The organism is Streptomyces sp. NPDC037389, assembly GCF_040636475.1.
In the GTDB taxonomy this organism is placed as follows: Bacteria; Actinomycetota; Actinomycetes; order Streptomycetales; family Streptomycetaceae; genus Streptomyces; species Streptomyces hesseae.
The window spans coordinates 79656-94470 of record NZ_JBEZUS010000017.1; the positions used below are offsets into that span (position 1 = coordinate 79656).

Consider the following 14815-nt stretch of genomic DNA (forward strand, 5'->3'; position numbering starts at 1 on the left):
GCCCCACGGCATAAACCCCACACCGCACTCCTCACATAGTGAGCAGCACGCCCCCGTACGACACCCCCGCGACGACCACCCACGAGCACAGCCCCAGCGCCGCGACCCGGCCGCCCGTCCGTACGAGCGAGGGCAGGTGCACCGCGCTGCCCAGCCCGAAGAGGGCGGCGGCGAGCAGCAGCTCCTGCGCGTGCGCCGCCGCGTCCAGCGCGCCGCCGGGCAGCCACCCTGTGGTACGGACGGCCACCATGGCGAGGAAGCCGAGGACGAAGAGGGGAACGAGCGCGGGCCGCTTGCCCGTGGCACCAGTGGCACCGGACGCGGGTATCCGCCTCCGCTGCCGTACGGACACCGCCACCGCCGCGACCAGCGGCGCCAGCAGCGCCACCCGCATCAGCTTGACCAGCACGGCCTCGCCGAGGGCGGCGGGCCCGGCGGTCTGCGCGGTCGCCACCACCTGCCCGACGTCGTGGACGCTCGCGCCCACCCACCGTCCGAACTCCGCGTCGCCGAGCCCCAGCGGGTGGTGGAGCAGGGGCAGTACGGCGATGGCGAGGGTGCCGCACAGCGTCACCAGCGCCACGGACGTCGCGACGTCTTCCTCGTCGCTGCCCGACACCTCGCTGACGGCGCCGATCGCGGAGGCCCCGCAGATGGAGTAGCCGGTGGCGATCAGCAGCGGCTGGTCGCCGCGCAGCCCGAGCCGACGGCCGAGCCACAGCGTCCCGAAGAAGGTCGCGGCGACCACCGCGACCACCATCGCGACGGTGGCCCAGCCCAGCCCGAGCACGTCGTCGAGGCTCAGCTTGAGCCCCAGCAGCACGATGCCGACGCGCATCAGCCGCTTCCCCGCCGCCGTCAGCCCCGGCTTGCCGACGCCCCGCACCCGGGCCCGCACGCCGGGCAGATGGGCGGCGGCGATGCCGAGGACGACGGCGGCGGTGAGCATGGGGACGGCGGGTACGAGCCGGTGCGTACCCCAGGCGAGGGCCACGCCGGCGGCGGCCATGGCCAGCCCGGGCAGCTTGCCCGGCGTGGCCTTCGCCCGGGGCGCGGACGTCGGCCGGGTGGAGGTCTGTGAATCGACGACCGCCATCAGAACTCGTCGGCGGGCAGGTCGTACACGCGCCGCACGCTGGAGCCGAGGCGGGAGACGTCGGCGCCGTAGACGTGCAGGGAGATGGCGACGGTCGAACAGGCGTTGCGCACCCGGTGGATGTCGCCGGGCGGCGCGAAGCCGCAGACGTCGCCCTGCCGGTTGACCACGTCCTCGGTGGCGATCAGGCGCGCGGTCGGGACGTCGGGGACGAGGCGGTAGCGGCGCTCGCTCTCGGCGCCCTGGTGGACGCCGGTGACGCACCAGGAGACGTGGTCGTGGATGGCGGTCCGCTGGCCGGGCATCCAGACGAGCGCGACGACGGAGAAGCTGCCGTCGGCCTCGGCGTGGAGGATGTGCTGGCGGTAGCGGTCGGGGTCGCCCTCGCACTGCTCGGGGGTGAGCAGGTCCGGGGCGCCGAGGTGGGCGGCGAGGCGCTCGCCGACGAGGTAGGCCGTCGCGTCGGGCGCCAGGCCGCGGCCGACGGTCTCACGGATCTCGTCGACGAGCCGGCCGAGGCGCGGGGTCGTCGCTGCCGTCGTTGTCGTCGGGGGTGCGGTGGGGGTGGTCATGGGTGCAGCGTCGGGGCGCCCGATCCATCACGTCCAACGACAGTTCTTTACGAGACTGCCAACACCCGCTTATGGATGCTTACGGATGCGCGGGCACCCGGAACGGGAACTCAGCACCCGACCCGCCGCGCCGCGACGGCCTTGAGCTCGTCGAGGACGAGCGCCGTTGCCGGAATGCGCAGGTGCTCGCGGAGGACATAGGCGGAGACGTACCGCCGGCAGGCCGGGTCGAGGGCCCGTCCGGTGATCTTGTCGTGCCGGAGGAAGGACAACACCAGCCCCGGCATCATCGCCACCCCCAGCCCCTCGGCGACGAGCGACTGCACGACGAGGTTGTCGTCCGTTGTGAACGCGATGTCGGGAGCGAAGCCCTGCTCGGCGCACTCGTGGAGGAAATTGGTGCGGCAGCGCAGACAGCCGGCGATCCAGCGCTCCTCCGCCAGGTCGGCGAGTTTGACGGCGCGGCGGCGGGCCAGCGGGTGGCCTATCGGCAGCAGCGCCATCAGCTGGTCCTCGAACAGCGGTATCTCGACGAGCTCGTCGGGGACCTGTTCGTGCAGGCCGGGGTAGGTGAAGGCGAGGGTGATGTCGCACTCGCCGCGCACCAGCCGGCGCAGCGAGTCCGGCGGCTCGCCCTCCTGGAGCTCGACCCGCACCCCCGGATGGTCGGCCGCCAGCCGGGCCAGCGCCTCGGGTATGAGGGTGGCCCCCGCGCTGGGGAAGGCGCACACCCGTACCCGCCCGGCGCGCAGCCGCGTCAGGGAGCTCATTTGCCGTTGCGCAGCGGTCAGGCTGTCGAGAATGACCTCCGCGTGCCGCGCGAGGGCCTCGCCCGCCTCGGTCAGCCGCATCCTCCGCCCGACCCGGGTGAACAGCGGCGTTCCGACGGCACGTTCGAGGGCCTTCATCTGCTGGGTGATCGCAGGCTGCGTATACCCCAGGGCCCTGGCGGCAGCCGAGTAGGACCCCGCGGTGACGACCGCGTGGAAGGTCTTGATGTGCCGGGAGTCGAACACGCCGGAATCATAAGCGGAATTTGGGATAGGGGGACGGGGACGGGTGGCTCGCTTCTGGATCACTGACCATTTCCGGCATGGTGGACTTATGACTCGTTACACCTCATACGACTCGGTGGAGCCGGCCTACCGGGTCCTCGGCGAGGGCGCCGGCCCGCCCGTCGTCTGTCTGGCCGGCGGCCCCGGCCGCGACGCCGCGTACCTCGGCGACCTCGGCGGACTGGACGCCCACCACACCCTCGTCGTCCCCGACAGTCGCGGTACGGGCGCCTCCCCGCCCTCCCCCGACGTGGCCGGCTACGCCTTCCCCGCCCTCGCCGAGGACGTCGAGGCGCTCCGCGTCCACCTGGGCCTGGAACGCTTCGCCCTCCTCGCCCACGACGCCGCCTGCGCCACGGCCCAGGCCTACGCCGCCGCGCACGGGGAACACCTGACCCACCTCGTCCTGGTCACGCCCGGCTCCCGCCTCCAGGGCGAACTCCCCACGGACGCCGAGGAGATCTTCGAGTCCCGCAGCACCGAGGACTGGTGGGTCGACGCCTACGTGGCCGTCCACTCCCTGCGCGAGGCCGGCGACCTCGCCGAGGTCCGCTCCCTCCTCCGCCGCGCCGCCCCCATGGCCTACGGCCGCTGGGACGCCGAGCAACGCGCCCACGCCGCCACGGAGCCCGACCAGCTCAACCCCGTCCCGCGCGCCGCCTTCTGGCAGGGCGTCGACGAACCGTTGCGCCTGGCCCTGCTCCACGGCCTGCGCGAGGTCCGCTGCCCGGCGCTGGTCGTGACGGGCGACCTGGACGCCGTCACGGGCATGCGCGCGGGCGAACTCGTCGCCGCCTCCTTCCCGAGGGGTGTGGTCCGCCCGCTGCACGGGGTGGGTCACTATCCGTGGGTCGACGAGCCGGAGATGTTCCGTCCGCTGGTGGAGGAGTTCCTGCGGGGAGTGAGCGCGTGAGGGCGTACGGTCGTCCACGGTTCGCGGACATGACTGGCGCATGTCCGCCATATGACAGTGGCCTCCGCACCATTGAAGCGGGGCCGGGGTGAACGTATGGTCGTAGCCGTCGGGGAGGTGCACGAGACTCCCATCCGGCCGTGTGCCCGAGTGGCTTAGGGGCTCGCCTGCAAAGCGAGTTACGCTGGTTCGATTCCAGTCACGGCCTCTTCAGGTCTTGAAATAGGTACCGCTACTCAGGCCGTACTCAGACCGTACTCAGGCCGCTTTGGGTGTGCGAGCACTCCCGGGCGGGGCCCTTCGGCGTGTGTGATCGTCGCATGACGACCGAACAGCTTCCGTACCGCGTGCCTGCCCCCGTTCCTGTGCGGGCCGAGAACCGTTCCATGACCGTCCTGGCGGCGATCCTGTGGACGATCACGGTCATGGCCGTCGGGCTGTGCCTGGTGGTGGTGCTGATGATCGCCGTCTGGGGCGCGGCGGCGGAACACCCGGCCGAGGCCGGGAGCTTCCTCCTCCAGGTCGCGGGAGTCCTGGCGCTGGCGGCAGCCGTCCTGACGGCCGTCTGGTACGCCCTGAAGCTCCTCCGCCTCGGCCCGGCCACCCGCTGGGCCATCACCGGAGCCCTGGCCTGCCCGGGCCCGGTGGCACTGGCGCTGTACGTCTACCTGGGGCGATGAGGAGACCGCCCACCCGGCCCGGGGACCCGGCTCAGCGCCCCCAGGGGATGTTCAGCCAGGGGCTGGCGGGGTCGGTGGTGAGCACGCGGTGCGCGGCGAGCGCGTCCTCGTACCACTTGCCGAACTTCTCCTCGTCGAAGTGCAGACAGCGCGCGAGGACGTACCCGGCGGAGAACTCCTCCCACGAACCGTAGGCGCCCTTGGCCGCGATCCCGGCGCGCAGCACCGCCTCCTCGGCCTCGTGCAGGGTGCAGTACCGCGCGGCCAGCCCCCAGCGGGCCATCCCGGCGGCGCGCCCGTAGTCCCATGCCGCCGCCGTCCGCACGTACGCGCCCTCCGCCAGCAGACCGTCCGCGCGGAAGCGGGCCTCGTAGCGGGCGATCCGCCCGATCAGCTGGTGGATCTCCGCGATGTACCCCTCGACCTCGTCGTCCGGCAGGGCCTCCCCCCGGGTCACCCCCTCCAGCGTGATCCGCACCTCCCCCGCCTGCTCGGCCCTGCGCCGCAGGACGCGCTCGGCCGCCCGGCGCCAGTGCTCGACGTCGACGAGCCCGGGGAAGTCCATCGCCATGGCACGGCGGACGCCGAGGGCGAACTCCCACGAGCCGCTGACCATGTCGGCGTCCAACAGCCCCTCCTGGGCGTTCCGCCAGCCCTCCCGGTCGGTGACCCCCCACCACTCCTTGAGCCGGTCCTTCTCGTGGAAATAGCCGCCGCCGTGGTAGGCCATGGCGTTCCACAGCTCGCCGTTGTCGACGAAGAGCAGCGAGGTAAGGGCCAGCCCGTGCGCGAGCGGCCCGTGCAGGGGCCCGCCCGTGTGGAGGGCGCGCAGCCGGCCGTGCCGGTCCGGGCAGCCACAGGAGGACGTACGGACGCGCTCGGCGTGCCGCTGCCAGATCTCCCGCCCCGCCGGGTTCGCCGGGAGGGCCGCCTCGCAGGGGCTGCCGGGGTTCACCACCAGGTACGGCGGGTCGCCGGGCTCCCACACGCGGGCGTACCAGCCCAAGGAGTACCCACAGAAGACGGGGTCCTCGGCGGGCGCGGGCAGCATCCCCTCGGTGAAGACCGCGAGGCAGGGGGTGCCGGTCTGCGGGTTCCAGTAGGGGGCGAAGGGCACGGTGCGGGTCTCGGCGTCGGCGTTCGCCCGGGGGACGGCGAGGAAGAGCCTCGTCTCGGCCAGCACATGGAAGTACGCGTCCCAGTCGCCGCGCACCCGCGCCTCGTACAGCTTCTGCTCGACGTCGCTCGGCGCCTGCCACGGCACGTCGGCCGCCCGCGGCACGGCCCCCGCCGGCGGCGCCCAGCCCACGGGCCGCTGCCCTGCCGTGCCTGTCGTGTTCCACAACCCCATGGCCTGACCCTATCGAGCACTGTTCGAGTGACTTCGGGGTCACCCGGGAAGTCACTCAAGGAGTCACCCGGCGAGTCACCCGGCGATCGCGGACACCACAGCCCACGCGGCGACCAGCATCCCCATCGCGAGGGCGTAGACCCCCTTCGCCCTGCCTCCCTGGGCCGCCAGCCCGTAGGTGCCGAGCACGGCGGCGACGGGCGCGGTGACCATCGGTATGTAGGCGACGGCGTTCTGCCCGGCGACGGTGCAGATGGCGCGGGTGTCCCCGTCGAAGCAGCCGTCACTGGCCATGACGTTGAGGGGGAGGAGAAGGAACGTGAACGCGGCGAAGACCCACAGCGCGACCCCGCCGAGGTACTTCATCACGAGGAGGGTGGGGTCGCTGCCGGGGTCGATGTCAGTCGTGTTCATTGCCATGCGGCCGACGCTATGGCGGGCGGGGTGGCGGGCGTATCCGTAGCGGTACTCAGGTGTACTGCCACATACTCAGGCACGAAGTGCCTAGAGCACCCCGAGGTCACGCAGCTCCTTGTGCAGCTCGGCACGGGGACCGCCGGGAGTCGGCTCGCCGTTCGTCTTCGGCTTTCTCGGCGCACTCGGCTCCTTCGCCCGCCGGTCGCGGAAGACCCAGGCACCCACGATGCCGCCGATGAGCCCGCCGAGGTGCCCGAGCCGGCTGACGCCGGGCGTACCGGGGAGGACCCCGGTGAAGGTGTAGGCGAAGGAGGCGGCCATGACCACGCCGACCAGGCTGTCGATGAGATGCCGGTCGAAGAAGCCACGCACCACGACGTACCCGAAGTACCCGAAGACCAGCCCGCTGGCCCCGACCGTCCCGACGCCGGGCCGCTCGAGGAACCAGATCGTCAGCCCGCTGACGAAGGCCACCAGCAACGTCAGCCCGAAGAAGCGGGCCACCCCGCGATAGGCGGCGAGGAAGCCGAACACGAACAGCGGCCCGGAGTTGGCCTCGATGTGCGCCCAGCTCCAGTGCAGCAACGGCGCGGCGAGGATGTCGGGCAGCCGCCCCGGCTCGCCGGAGATCACCGCATAGCCCTTGGACAGCCCGTAGTCGCCGGCCCAGTTCGCCAGCTGCACCACCCAGACGAGGGCCAGGAACCCGAACATCACGAAGAACGCCCTGCGCGCTTCCGCGACCATCCACTCAGCGCTGACCGGCGCCGCTGCCCTGCTCATCCCACTCCACTCATCGCGGGGAGCCACGCCCCCGTGTGTGCGTACCCTACGAAACGATGACGCATCCGGCACGCGGCGGCTGACGGCGACCGCCTCACGACCGGCACGCGAGGACGTACACGCGTCGCCGCCGGGACCACCACCTCCCCCGGCTCATCAGCTCGGCCACGCACCGGGCCGCCGCACGGTCGGCGGCCCGGGGATCACGCGGGGTCGATACGACGCGGTGCGGCAGGCCGGGCGGCCGCAGGGCCCCGTAGTCGGCGAACCGCCGCACTCCGCACGTCCGGCAGCGCCGCCCGACACCACAAAGGCCCGTCCTCGCTTCACAGCCCGGCATAGCGCTCCGCCGCCTCTCGCGGGAGTACGGCCCACAGCCTGCAGCCGGCGAGCGGGCTCTCCGCCGCCGCGAGCCCGACGAGTCCGCCGCACTCGTCGACGACGGCCTCCAGCATGGCCAAGGCCTCCCGCCGGTACGCCCGGCACGCCTTGCCGGCCTCGACGGCGTGCTCCTGATGCTCATCGAACACGGTCAGCCGCAGCACGCCGAAGCGCCAGCGGACGGCGAGGCTGACATCACGGCCCGGGGTGAACGTATAGGCGTTCCCGAGCAGTTCGGACGCGGCCAGGGCCCCGAGCTCGGCGAGGCCGTCGAGGCCGTGCTCGGTCAGCAGGCGTTGGACGACGGTGCGGGCCATGCCGAGACAGTAGGAACCTCCGGGGAGGCCCAGGGAGTAGTTGAGATTCGCGCGGGTGGGGGTGAGCGGTGGTGCGGGTGGACGGGATTCGGGCAGGCAGGAGCGATGAGGAGCACTCATGCGCGGACTCCAAGCACGTTCGAATGGTGGGGAGTTCGAGTACTTCGTGACTCGCAACGCGTACGGCGACCGGTGGCCCGCCTCCCTGGGCGCGAGCACACCTCACCCCAGGGAAGGCGGGCATGCTCGCGCGGTGCTCTTCCGGCGCCACGGCGTGTGAGTCAAGCGATACCGACGGTAGCGCATCGAGCGTGGGACCTTCTCTCGGAATCAGGGAACCGTTCCCCATGTAGATCCGCCGCCTCGACGCGGGCACACTGTGGCCGTACGGAAAGAGGTGACATGCCGCCAACCAGCCCACCCACCGTTCGACAACGCCGACTTGGCGCCGAGCTGCGCAAGCTCAGAGAGGCAGCAGGGATCTCGACACAGGAGGCCTCAGCTCTCCTCGGCGTCAACCGCACACGCGTCCCCAACATCGAGGCAGGACGCTTCAGGACCAGCCCGGACCGCGTTCGCGCGCTCGCAGGGCACTACGGCTGCACGGACACGGCCCTGATCGACGCCTTGGCCGCCATCGCTCAGGAGCGCAACAACCAGTGGTGGGAGTCCTATCGGGCGATCCTCCTTCCGGCATTCTTGGACGTGACCGAACTCGAGCACCACGCGATCGCCATGCGGGTGTTCGTCATGGTGCACATCCCTGGACTGCTCCAGACGGCCGAACACGCCCGCGCGGTCTTCGAGGGCTCGGACTTCTCCTACCCGCCGGACGAGCTTGAGGTACGAACCCTTCACCGCATGCGACGGCAAGAAATCCTCACCCTTCGCCGGAACCCACCGCAATTCACCGCGATCATTCACGAGGCGGCACTGCACATCCAGTTCGGCGGCCCGAAGGTCGCCCGGGACCAGCTCAACCACCTCCTTGCCATGAGCGAGCGCGACCACATCGTCATCCGCGTTATCCCTTTCGAAGCCCATAGCTTCTCAGGCCCCGGCCAGCCGATTCTCTATGCCGAAGGTCCGGTCCCACAGCTGGACACGGTTCAGCTCGACGGATATCACGGCTCCACCTTTATCGACTCGCATGAGAGTCTGGCAAGTTACGGGAATCTGCTCGCCAAAATGGAGCACCTGAGCCTGTCCGAGGACAAGACACGCGCCCTCATCCACAACATCTCCCAACAGCTGTGAAGGCGAGCACAAGATGAGCGAGACCCAATGGCAGGAACCAATCTGCGGCGCAGGCGGCGGCAACACCTGCCTCCAGATAGGCCACACCGCCGCCGGCACCCCCGTCCTCCGCGAGACGACACAGCCCACCGAACTGATCACCACAACCCACCAGGGCCTCCGCAACCTGATCGAGGCAGCAAAACGGGGCGATCTAGACCATCTCCTCTAGGCCTGTAGGGTGCACGCCAGGCATTGAACCGAGGGGAATCGCATGAGTCACGGGGAACTCTGCTTCGTGCGCACAGCACGCACGTCGCGCCCGGGCACCGGGGCGGGGATCTAGCGATGGGCCTCCGGGACAGATTGCTGGGCACCACGTACCCCGAGAACGATGTCGTACCGCGTTCAGCCGCGGAGGTACGGGAATCGCTGCTCGCGATCGACGGTACGGACACGCCGTACCGCATACGCAAGGCCAACCCTTCCGAAAAGGCCGACGTGGTGGCGGAATGGTGGATCCCGCCTCGTTCGTCGACCCGTGAGCAGGTGGATCGCAGACTCAGGATCCGGATGCGTCTGGATCCGCACGGGCGCGAGGTGCGGATTCTCCAGGAACAGTGGACTTCCACCAGGCAGGGGCTGTCCAGGTCGCACGGGTACAGCCGCGGATGGGGGTTCGCGGTCGAACGGGAATGGGCCTACGAGCGGGGGCCCGACGGCCGCCGACGCAAGGTCGAGACATACCGACTGGACACGCGTGACATGAGGAACACCCTGCGGAAGGTGGTCCTCAGCGCAGGGTGGACCTGGCGCGGGGTATTCAGGCTGTGACCGGGCGGGCACGTTCCCACCACTCCTCGAACTCGTCACGACCGACCTCCTGACTGACCGGCTCAGGGTCGAAGAGGTCGACTACCGGCGGCTGACGAGGCAGCGTCCCCATCACCCACCCGCCCTGCACGGCTCGCCCTTCCCCACCCCCACGGCTACGTTCGAAACGGCTAGCCGATCAGTAACGGACGGGAGCACTCCATGGCCGGTCTCGAGCACAAGAGCTTTGACGCGCCAGAGGAAATCCGCCCTTTCCAGGGGAACAAAGGGCGAATGGAGCTGGTGACCATGAGCGTCGGCTCGGTCGGCCGGGCGACATTCGAACCGGGCTGGCGCTGGTCCGATCACGTCAAGCCGATCGCGGGAACCGACAGCTGCCAGGCCTCCCACGCGGCCTACGTCATCTCGGGCCGCATGCATGTCGTCATGGACGACGGCGAAGAGGCGGAGTTCGGCCCGGGCGACTGCATGATCTGCCCACCGGGCCACGACGCCTGGGTCCTCGGCGACACCCCCTGCGTCATGGTCGACTGGCAGGGCGCCACGAACTACGCCAAGGGCTAGCGGGCTACGCCAAGACTCCGTCGCATGGCGCGACGCATCTCGTTCAGCTGATCCCAAGCCCCATTGATCTGAGCGCGGGCCTGCTCCAGGGACTCCCCCTCCCGTCGCGGCGGCATCCCGCCGTCGAGACGCTTGAGGACCCCGTACACCCGGCTGAGCCCGAGGTTGACTTCGTGGGCGGCGGCGAGCACGTCGTCCGGCACACGCATCTGCGCCTCGGAGTGCCGCGCGCGATGCTCGCGCCGCGCGTCGTCCAGGCGCGACCGCAGCTCGTCGCTGACGCGGCCGGCTCGGAGTGCGTACCAGAAGTTGTTCAACTCGGAGTGGTAGTCGAGAGAGGCGGTGTTCAGCGTGACGTAGCAGGCCCGAAGAGCTTCGGCCGTCGCACGCTCCCCCTCGTACCGCCGCTCGTCCACGCGCTGCCGTTCCGCGTGCTCCAGCTCCTTGGCCTTGGCCTTCTCCGCGAGCCGCTGCGTCATGAGCCCCGACGCGAGCGTGCCGAGGATGCCCAGAAACGCGATCACCAACGGGGCCACGGTGCTGCCCATCGGGAAACCCTCCTCTTCCCCGCCGCGAGTATGGCGGTACAACACTGCCGGAAACCTGAGGCCTCATCGGCCGCCTGAACTGGCGTCTGTCAGGGTGCAACCATGCCCGCCGTCCGGCTACGTCCCAAGGACACTCCCTAAGGCTCGGCCCGGCAGTCACCGGTGACTCGGCGACTCGTACGCGGCCAGCTCTTCCGAAGTACCGACGAAAGCAGGCCCACAGTTGGCGGGCAGCCGCTCGACGACCATCGCAACCGCCTGCTCAGCGCTGGTGGCCATCCCGACCCTCTCCGATCGCGAGGGTCCCAAGACGTGGTACCCCCGACGTGCAGCCGCCCGGCGGCCGAAGGCCAGATGTACGGAGCATCCCATGTCCACCGCTGCTCGGTGCACCGACTGAAGTGCAGCTCCCACATACCTGTCCACGGATACAGCTGGCGCAACCGAGGCTCGGCATACGCCGCAGCCACGAGCTCCTCACTTACATCCTCACTCAACAGCTTCTGCCAGGCCGCTTCCACGGCCCCTGCACCCGCATCCCTCATCGCCTTCTCGACCACGACTTCCCGGCCCCCGGATCACAATTCGTACGGAAACAGTTCGAGGCCAGAGACGACGAACTTCAGCCAGTCCCCATAAGCGACCTCTCCTGCGCCGTCCGGCATCTCAACCATAAGAACGTCCGCCTGGATTCTCAGCGTGACAACGGAGTCGTCATCGATCCGCTCCACGACTCCAGTGATGGAAAGGCCGGCCCCATCAGCATCTTCGATACCCCACCCCGGCGACGGGACAAGACCCCACGACCGCACCACATCGGGAACTTCGAACTCGACGTCATATGCCTTGGTCTCCGGTGGCAACGCCCCTCGCCACACGCCTCGACCGACTCCCACCGGCGATGAGAAACAGACAACGGTCCCACTCTCCGCGTCCAGGACCCTGGAGATCTCGACACGGACCGGCTAATCCCGCCCCTTCGCCGACGCGGCCCTGCCAGACCGTTTCAGCCGACGAGCGAGGTCGACAACGTCCCGCAGGCGCAGTACACGATCGCTGCCCCCGGGCAGAGACACATGCAAGGGACCCGTCCAGCGCACGGGAATCGCGTCGAGCCCATAGACCGCCCCAGCGAGACCTCCAGTGACCGCAGCGACGGTGTCCGTATCACCACCGAGGTCAACGGCCGCGCATATGGCCTCCTCGTAGGAGCCAGTGGTGCGCAAGGCCCAGATAGCCGAAGCGAGACAAGGCCAGACGGCGCCGTTGAACTCGGTGGCATCGTCGGGATGCCAGCCGGGCGCGAGAACCATGGCGTTCCGCTCACGATACTCAGGATGAACGTGCGCGACAGTATCCACCACCACACATCCCTCCCCCGCACCCAGGAAACGGAAAACGTGAGGAAAACGCTGCCGGAAGCCCGAACTCAAAGGGAACCCCGAGCGCATCCCCCACAGCCGACCCGACGACTGCCCCCACGGACCGCATCTATGGGAGTGTCATGAATTAGGTGGGTTCCTTCCTCGAAGGAGTCATCTGGTGGGTACGACGACGAGTCACACGATGGGGATGGCCAGCGGTGTGTCGCTTGCCAGGGCTGATGGGACTGTTGAGGGTTCTGGTGTGAAGTCGATGCCGGTATCCGAGAATGGCCTGTCGGTCGAATTGCTGGAGGAATTGTCCGCGCTCGCGGCGGAGAAGACTGCGGCTGGCGGTCTCCGTTTGATGGGCGAGGGCGGGATTCTTCCGGAGCTGGCTCAGCATTTGATGCAGGCCGCGCTCGAGGCCGAGATGGACCTGCATCTGGCTGATGAATCGGTCAGGGTCGGCGGGCGCGGGTCGCGGTCGGGTGGCAACACGCGTAACGGATACCGGGCGAAGAAGGTGATGACCGAGGTCGGTCCGGTGGTCGTGAACGTGCCACGGGACCGGCTCGGCACTTTCCGTCCAGGCCTGCTGCCGAAATACGCCCGGCGGACCGGCGCCCTCGATGAAATGGTGCTGTCCTTGACCGGTAAAGGGCTGACGTCCGGGGAGATCGTCGCTCATCTTGCCGAGGTCTACGGGATGACCACGTCGAAGGAAACGGTCTCCACGATCACGGACAAGGCGCTGGAATCGATGGCGGAATGGCGTACCCGGCCTCTCGATTCAGTGTATCCAGTGGTGTTTATCGACGCGATCCACGTGCGGATCCGGGACGGACAGGTCGCCAACCGGCCGGTCTACGTGGCGATCGCGGTCACCGCGGACGGATACCGGGAGATCCTGGGGCTGTGGACCGGGCAGGGCGGCGAGGGCGCCAAGTACTGGCAGACCGTACTGACGGAGATCCGAAACCGCGGCGTCAGGGACGTTCTCATGCTGGTCTGCGACGGCCTGACCGCGCTGCCTGAGGCTGTCGGCACGATCTGGCCCCAAACTGTCGTCCAGACATGTGTGGTTCACCTGATCCGCAACAGCATGCGTTACGCATCACGGCGGGATGCGGCCGAGATCGCCCGGGACCTCAAGCCGGTCTACACGGCCGTCGACGAAACCCAGGCCCGGAGCCGGCTCACCGAGTTCAGCGAGAAATGGGACAGCAGGTATCCCTCGATCACCGGTATCTGGGAACGGGCCTGGAACGAGTTCGTTCCTTTCCTGTCCCTGCCACCCGCAATCCGTCAGGTGGTCTACACGACCAACGCGATCGAGAGCCTCAACGCACGCTACCGGCGGGCAGCACAAGCCTGCGGACATTTCCCGAACGAGACCGCGGCCCTCAAACGGCTCTACCTCGCCACTCTCGCTCTCGATCCCACCGGCCGGGGCCGTCAGCGCTGGAGTAACCGCTGGAAGGCCGCCCTGAACGAATTCGACGTCCTCTTCGACGGCCGTCTTACCGCCAATCAGGCATAGGCCGCACAGCCCAAGAAAGAACACGTAGACCAAACAGACGAACCACACCTAATTCGTGATAGACCCTCAAAAACTCAAAGGGTTCTATTCGAGGGTGTAGCGGACGTGTGGGCCGCCGAAGTAGCTGCGGATGATGTGTGGTTGGCGCTGGCGGCGGTGGAAGAACCTGCGGGTTTCGGCGGCGAGCCGGCCCTGGTCGCGGGCCCGGCTGTGGTGGGGCAGGCTCCGCTTGAGGTCGGCGTTGACGAGTTCGTCGGGGTTGAGCTCGGGCGCGTACCCGGGCAGGAAGTGCAGTTCGACCCGGTCGGGGTGGGTGGCGAGCCAGTCGCGGACCTTGCGGGAGCGGTGGGCGGAGTGGCCGTCCAGGACGAGGTGGACCTTGCGCTGGATGTGGCCGGCGAGCCGGTCCAGGAAGCGGCACATCACCGTCGCGTCGAAGGTCTCGGTAAACACCATGAAGTGCATGCGGCCCTTCGTGCTGATCGCGGACATCGCGTTCACCGAGAACCGGTTGCCGGTGCGGCGCACGACGGGGGTGCGCCCCTTCTCGCCCCAGGTGCGGCCGGTGATGTGGTCGGAACGGACGCCGACCTGGTCGGCGAAGAGCACCTCGGCGCCCTCGGCCCGGGCCTTCGCCCCGGATCGCCGGCCATGTCTCCTCCCGCCAGACGCGCACCGCCTCCCCGTCCTGTTCCACGGCCCGCTTGTCCGGGCGCTGGAAGGACAGGCCCCAGCGGCGGAGGTACTTGCCCACCCCTTGCCCGGTCAGGCATACCCGGTACAGCTTCGTGATCAGCGCCCCCACCTGGCCACGCGTCCACAACTGCCCCGAAAGCCCCAGCTCACAGGGCTGGTGGTCGAGGATCGCCTGCCGCAGCGCGGCCTGCTCGGCCCCGGAAAGGACCTGATGCTCACCGACCCGCTTGCCCCGCGGGCGCACGGAAAGGGCCTCCCGGCCTCCCGACACCCACTTCGCCCACCAGCTGTCCACGGCCTTGAGCGAGACCTTGAACATCACCGCGACATCCTCACGGCGGTGCCCTGCGGCCAACGCGGCCACCGCCCGCATCCGCAACGCTTCCTGCGCCGACGGCGACAAGTGCCGCGCGTCCCCCACCAGATCACTCACACAGCGATCAACGACTCAGAACCCCAGCCGTTTCG

At 69.3% G+C, this 14815-nt stretch carries 19 protein-coding genes, 1 tRNA gene and 3 pseudogenes; 8 read left to right on the forward strand and 15 right to left on the reverse strand.

All coding sequences use genetic code 11. From position 1 onward, the window contains the following. Nucleotides 1–31: 31 nt before the first annotated feature. The 3 genes from AB0E98_RS29390 to AB0E98_RS29400 all read right to left on the reverse strand — a co-directional run bounded on the left by AB0E98_RS29390 (nt 32) and on the right by AB0E98_RS29400 (nt 2684). A complete protein-coding gene (locus AB0E98_RS29390; RefSeq protein ID WP_361708410.1) occupies nt 32–1096 on the reverse strand; it encodes a putative sulfate exporter family transporter in 1065 nt (354 codons plus the stop codon). Continuing rightward, complete coding sequence (locus AB0E98_RS29395) at nt 1096–1668, reverse strand: cysteine dioxygenase family protein (protein WP_361708413.1); 573 nt, start codon at nt 1666–1668, stop codon at nt 1096–1098. Before AB0E98_RS29395 ends, AB0E98_RS29390 begins: the two co-directional genes overlap by 1 nt. 110 nt (nt 1669–1778) lie before the next feature. Continuing rightward, on the reverse strand, nt 1779–2684 hold the full coding sequence (locus AB0E98_RS29400) for a LysR family transcriptional regulator (protein ID WP_361708416.1): 906 nt from the start codon (nt 2682–2684) through the stop codon (nt 1779–1781). Nucleotides 2685–2772: 88 nt separating this feature from the next. On the opposite strand from AB0E98_RS29400, the gene AB0E98_RS29405 reads away from it, so the two are divergent. From AB0E98_RS29405 to AB0E98_RS29415, 3 genes are all read left to right on the forward strand, one after another. Next, on the forward strand, nt 2773–3636 hold the full coding sequence (locus tag AB0E98_RS29405) for an alpha/beta hydrolase (RefSeq protein WP_361708419.1): 864 nt from the start codon (nt 2773–2775) through the stop codon (nt 3634–3636). A gap of 136 nt (nt 3637–3772) precedes the next feature. Further along, nucleotides 3773–3844: transfer RNA gene (locus tag AB0E98_RS29410), tRNA-Cys, on the forward strand. A gap of 112 nt (nt 3845–3956) precedes the next feature. Then, nucleotides 3957–4316 carry a hypothetical protein gene (locus tag AB0E98_RS29415; protein WP_361708422.1) on the forward strand — a complete coding sequence of 120 codons (360 nt, stop codon included), beginning with the start codon at nt 3957–3959 and terminating at the stop codon, nt 4314–4316. Between the two features lie 31 nt (nt 4317–4347). Here AB0E98_RS29415 and AB0E98_RS29420 read toward each other — a convergent pair whose 3' ends face one another. From AB0E98_RS29420 to AB0E98_RS29440, 5 genes are all read right to left on the reverse strand, one after another. Beyond that, nucleotides 4348–5667: a DUF1266 domain-containing protein gene (locus AB0E98_RS29420; RefSeq protein ID WP_361708424.1), complete on the reverse strand. Its 1320-nt coding sequence runs from the start codon at nt 5665–5667 to the stop codon at nt 4348–4350. 75 nt (nt 5668–5742) lie between these two features. Then, a complete protein-coding gene (locus AB0E98_RS29425) occupies nt 5743–6087 on the reverse strand; it encodes a hypothetical protein (RefSeq protein ID WP_361708426.1) in 345 nt (114 codons plus the stop codon). Nucleotides 6088–6171: 84 nt separating this feature from the next. Continuing rightward, nucleotides 6172–6867 (reverse strand): rhomboid family intramembrane serine protease, encoded by a 696-nt coding sequence (locus tag AB0E98_RS29430; RefSeq protein ID WP_361708429.1) that lies wholly within the window; start codon nt 6865–6867, stop codon nt 6172–6174. A 94-nt stretch (nt 6868–6961) separates the two neighbouring features. Then, entirely contained in the window at nt 6962–7207 is a 246-nt protein-coding gene (locus AB0E98_RS29435) for a DUF6255 family natural product biosynthesis protein (protein ID WP_361708433.1), read from the reverse strand. Further along, the gene (locus tag AB0E98_RS29440) at nt 7194–7685 is read right to left on the reverse strand and encodes an ATP-binding protein (protein ID WP_361708436.1); all 492 of its coding nucleotides are present in this window, start codon (nt 7683–7685) and stop codon (nt 7194–7196) included. The genes AB0E98_RS29435 and AB0E98_RS29440 overlap by 14 nt, the downstream gene beginning before the upstream one ends. A 282-nt stretch (nt 7686–7967) precedes the next feature. On the opposite strand from AB0E98_RS29440, the gene AB0E98_RS29445 reads away from it, so the two are divergent. The 4 genes from AB0E98_RS29445 (at nt 7968) to AB0E98_RS29460 (ending at nt 10199) form a co-directional block, all read left to right on the forward strand. Then, the gene (locus tag AB0E98_RS29445; RefSeq protein WP_361708439.1) at nt 7968–8822 is read left to right on the forward strand and encodes a helix-turn-helix transcriptional regulator; all 855 of its coding nucleotides are present in this window, start codon (nt 7968–7970) and stop codon (nt 8820–8822) included. Nucleotides 8823–8835: 13 nt separating this feature from the next. Beyond that, nucleotides 8836–9033 carry a hypothetical protein gene (locus tag AB0E98_RS29450; RefSeq protein ID WP_361708442.1) on the forward strand — a complete coding sequence of 66 codons (198 nt, stop codon included), beginning with the start codon at nt 8836–8838 and terminating at the stop codon, nt 9031–9033. Between the two features lie 116 nt (nt 9034–9149). Next, nucleotides 9150–9635, forward strand: a complete 486-nt coding sequence (locus AB0E98_RS29455; RefSeq protein ID WP_361708444.1) for a hypothetical protein — start codon at nt 9150–9152, stop codon at nt 9633–9635. A gap of 201 nt (nt 9636–9836) precedes the next feature. Beyond that, nucleotides 9837–10199 carry a cupin domain-containing protein gene (locus AB0E98_RS29460; protein WP_361708447.1) on the forward strand — a complete coding sequence of 121 codons (363 nt, stop codon included), beginning with the start codon at nt 9837–9839 and terminating at the stop codon, nt 10197–10199. Here AB0E98_RS29460 and AB0E98_RS29465 read toward each other — a convergent pair. The 5 genes and pseudogenes from AB0E98_RS29465 to AB0E98_RS29485 all read right to left on the reverse strand — a co-directional run bounded on the left by AB0E98_RS29465 (nt 10196) and on the right by AB0E98_RS29485 (nt 12238). Beyond that, nucleotides 10196–10747 carry a hypothetical protein gene (locus AB0E98_RS29465; protein WP_361708450.1) on the reverse strand — a complete coding sequence of 184 codons (552 nt, stop codon included), beginning with the start codon at nt 10745–10747 and terminating at the stop codon, nt 10196–10198. The genes AB0E98_RS29460 and AB0E98_RS29465 overlap by 4 nt on opposite strands. A 156-nt stretch (nt 10748–10903) precedes the next feature. Beyond that, entirely contained in the window at nt 10904–11119 is a 216-nt protein-coding gene (locus AB0E98_RS29470) for a DUF6193 family natural product biosynthesis protein (RefSeq protein WP_361708519.1), read from the reverse strand. Nucleotides 11120–11121: 2 nt separating this feature from the next. Then, nucleotides 11122–11292: pseudogene (locus AB0E98_RS29475) on the reverse strand (DUF6193 family natural product biosynthesis protein); the annotation flags it as partial. A gap of 33 nt (nt 11293–11325) precedes the next feature. Beyond that, on the reverse strand, nt 11326–11610 hold the full coding sequence (locus AB0E98_RS29480; protein ID WP_361708452.1) for a hypothetical protein: 285 nt from the start codon (nt 11608–11610) through the stop codon (nt 11326–11328). A 102-nt stretch (nt 11611–11712) separates the two neighbouring features. Next, a pseudogene (locus tag AB0E98_RS29485) lies at nt 11713–12238 on the reverse strand (ADP-ribosylglycohydrolase family protein). Nucleotides 12239–12289: 51 nt separating this feature from the next. Here AB0E98_RS29485 and AB0E98_RS29490 point away from each other — a divergent pair. Continuing rightward, the gene (locus tag AB0E98_RS29490; RefSeq protein WP_361708454.1) at nt 12290–13651 is read left to right on the forward strand and encodes an IS256 family transposase; all 1362 of its coding nucleotides are present in this window, start codon (nt 12290–12292) and stop codon (nt 13649–13651) included. Between the two features lie 84 nt (nt 13652–13735). On the opposite strand, the gene AB0E98_RS29495 is transcribed toward AB0E98_RS29490, so the two are convergent. Together AB0E98_RS29495 and AB0E98_RS29500 are read right to left on the reverse strand one after the other, a co-directional pair. Beyond that, nucleotides 13736–14260, reverse strand: a complete 525-nt coding sequence (locus AB0E98_RS29495) for an IS630 family transposase (RefSeq protein WP_361708457.1) — start codon at nt 14258–14260, stop codon at nt 13736–13738. Nucleotides 14261–14363: 103 nt separating this feature from the next. Further along, nucleotides 14364–14720, reverse strand: a pseudogene (locus AB0E98_RS29500) (winged helix-turn-helix domain-containing protein); the annotation flags it as partial. Between the last annotated feature and the right edge of the window lie 95 nt (nt 14721–14815).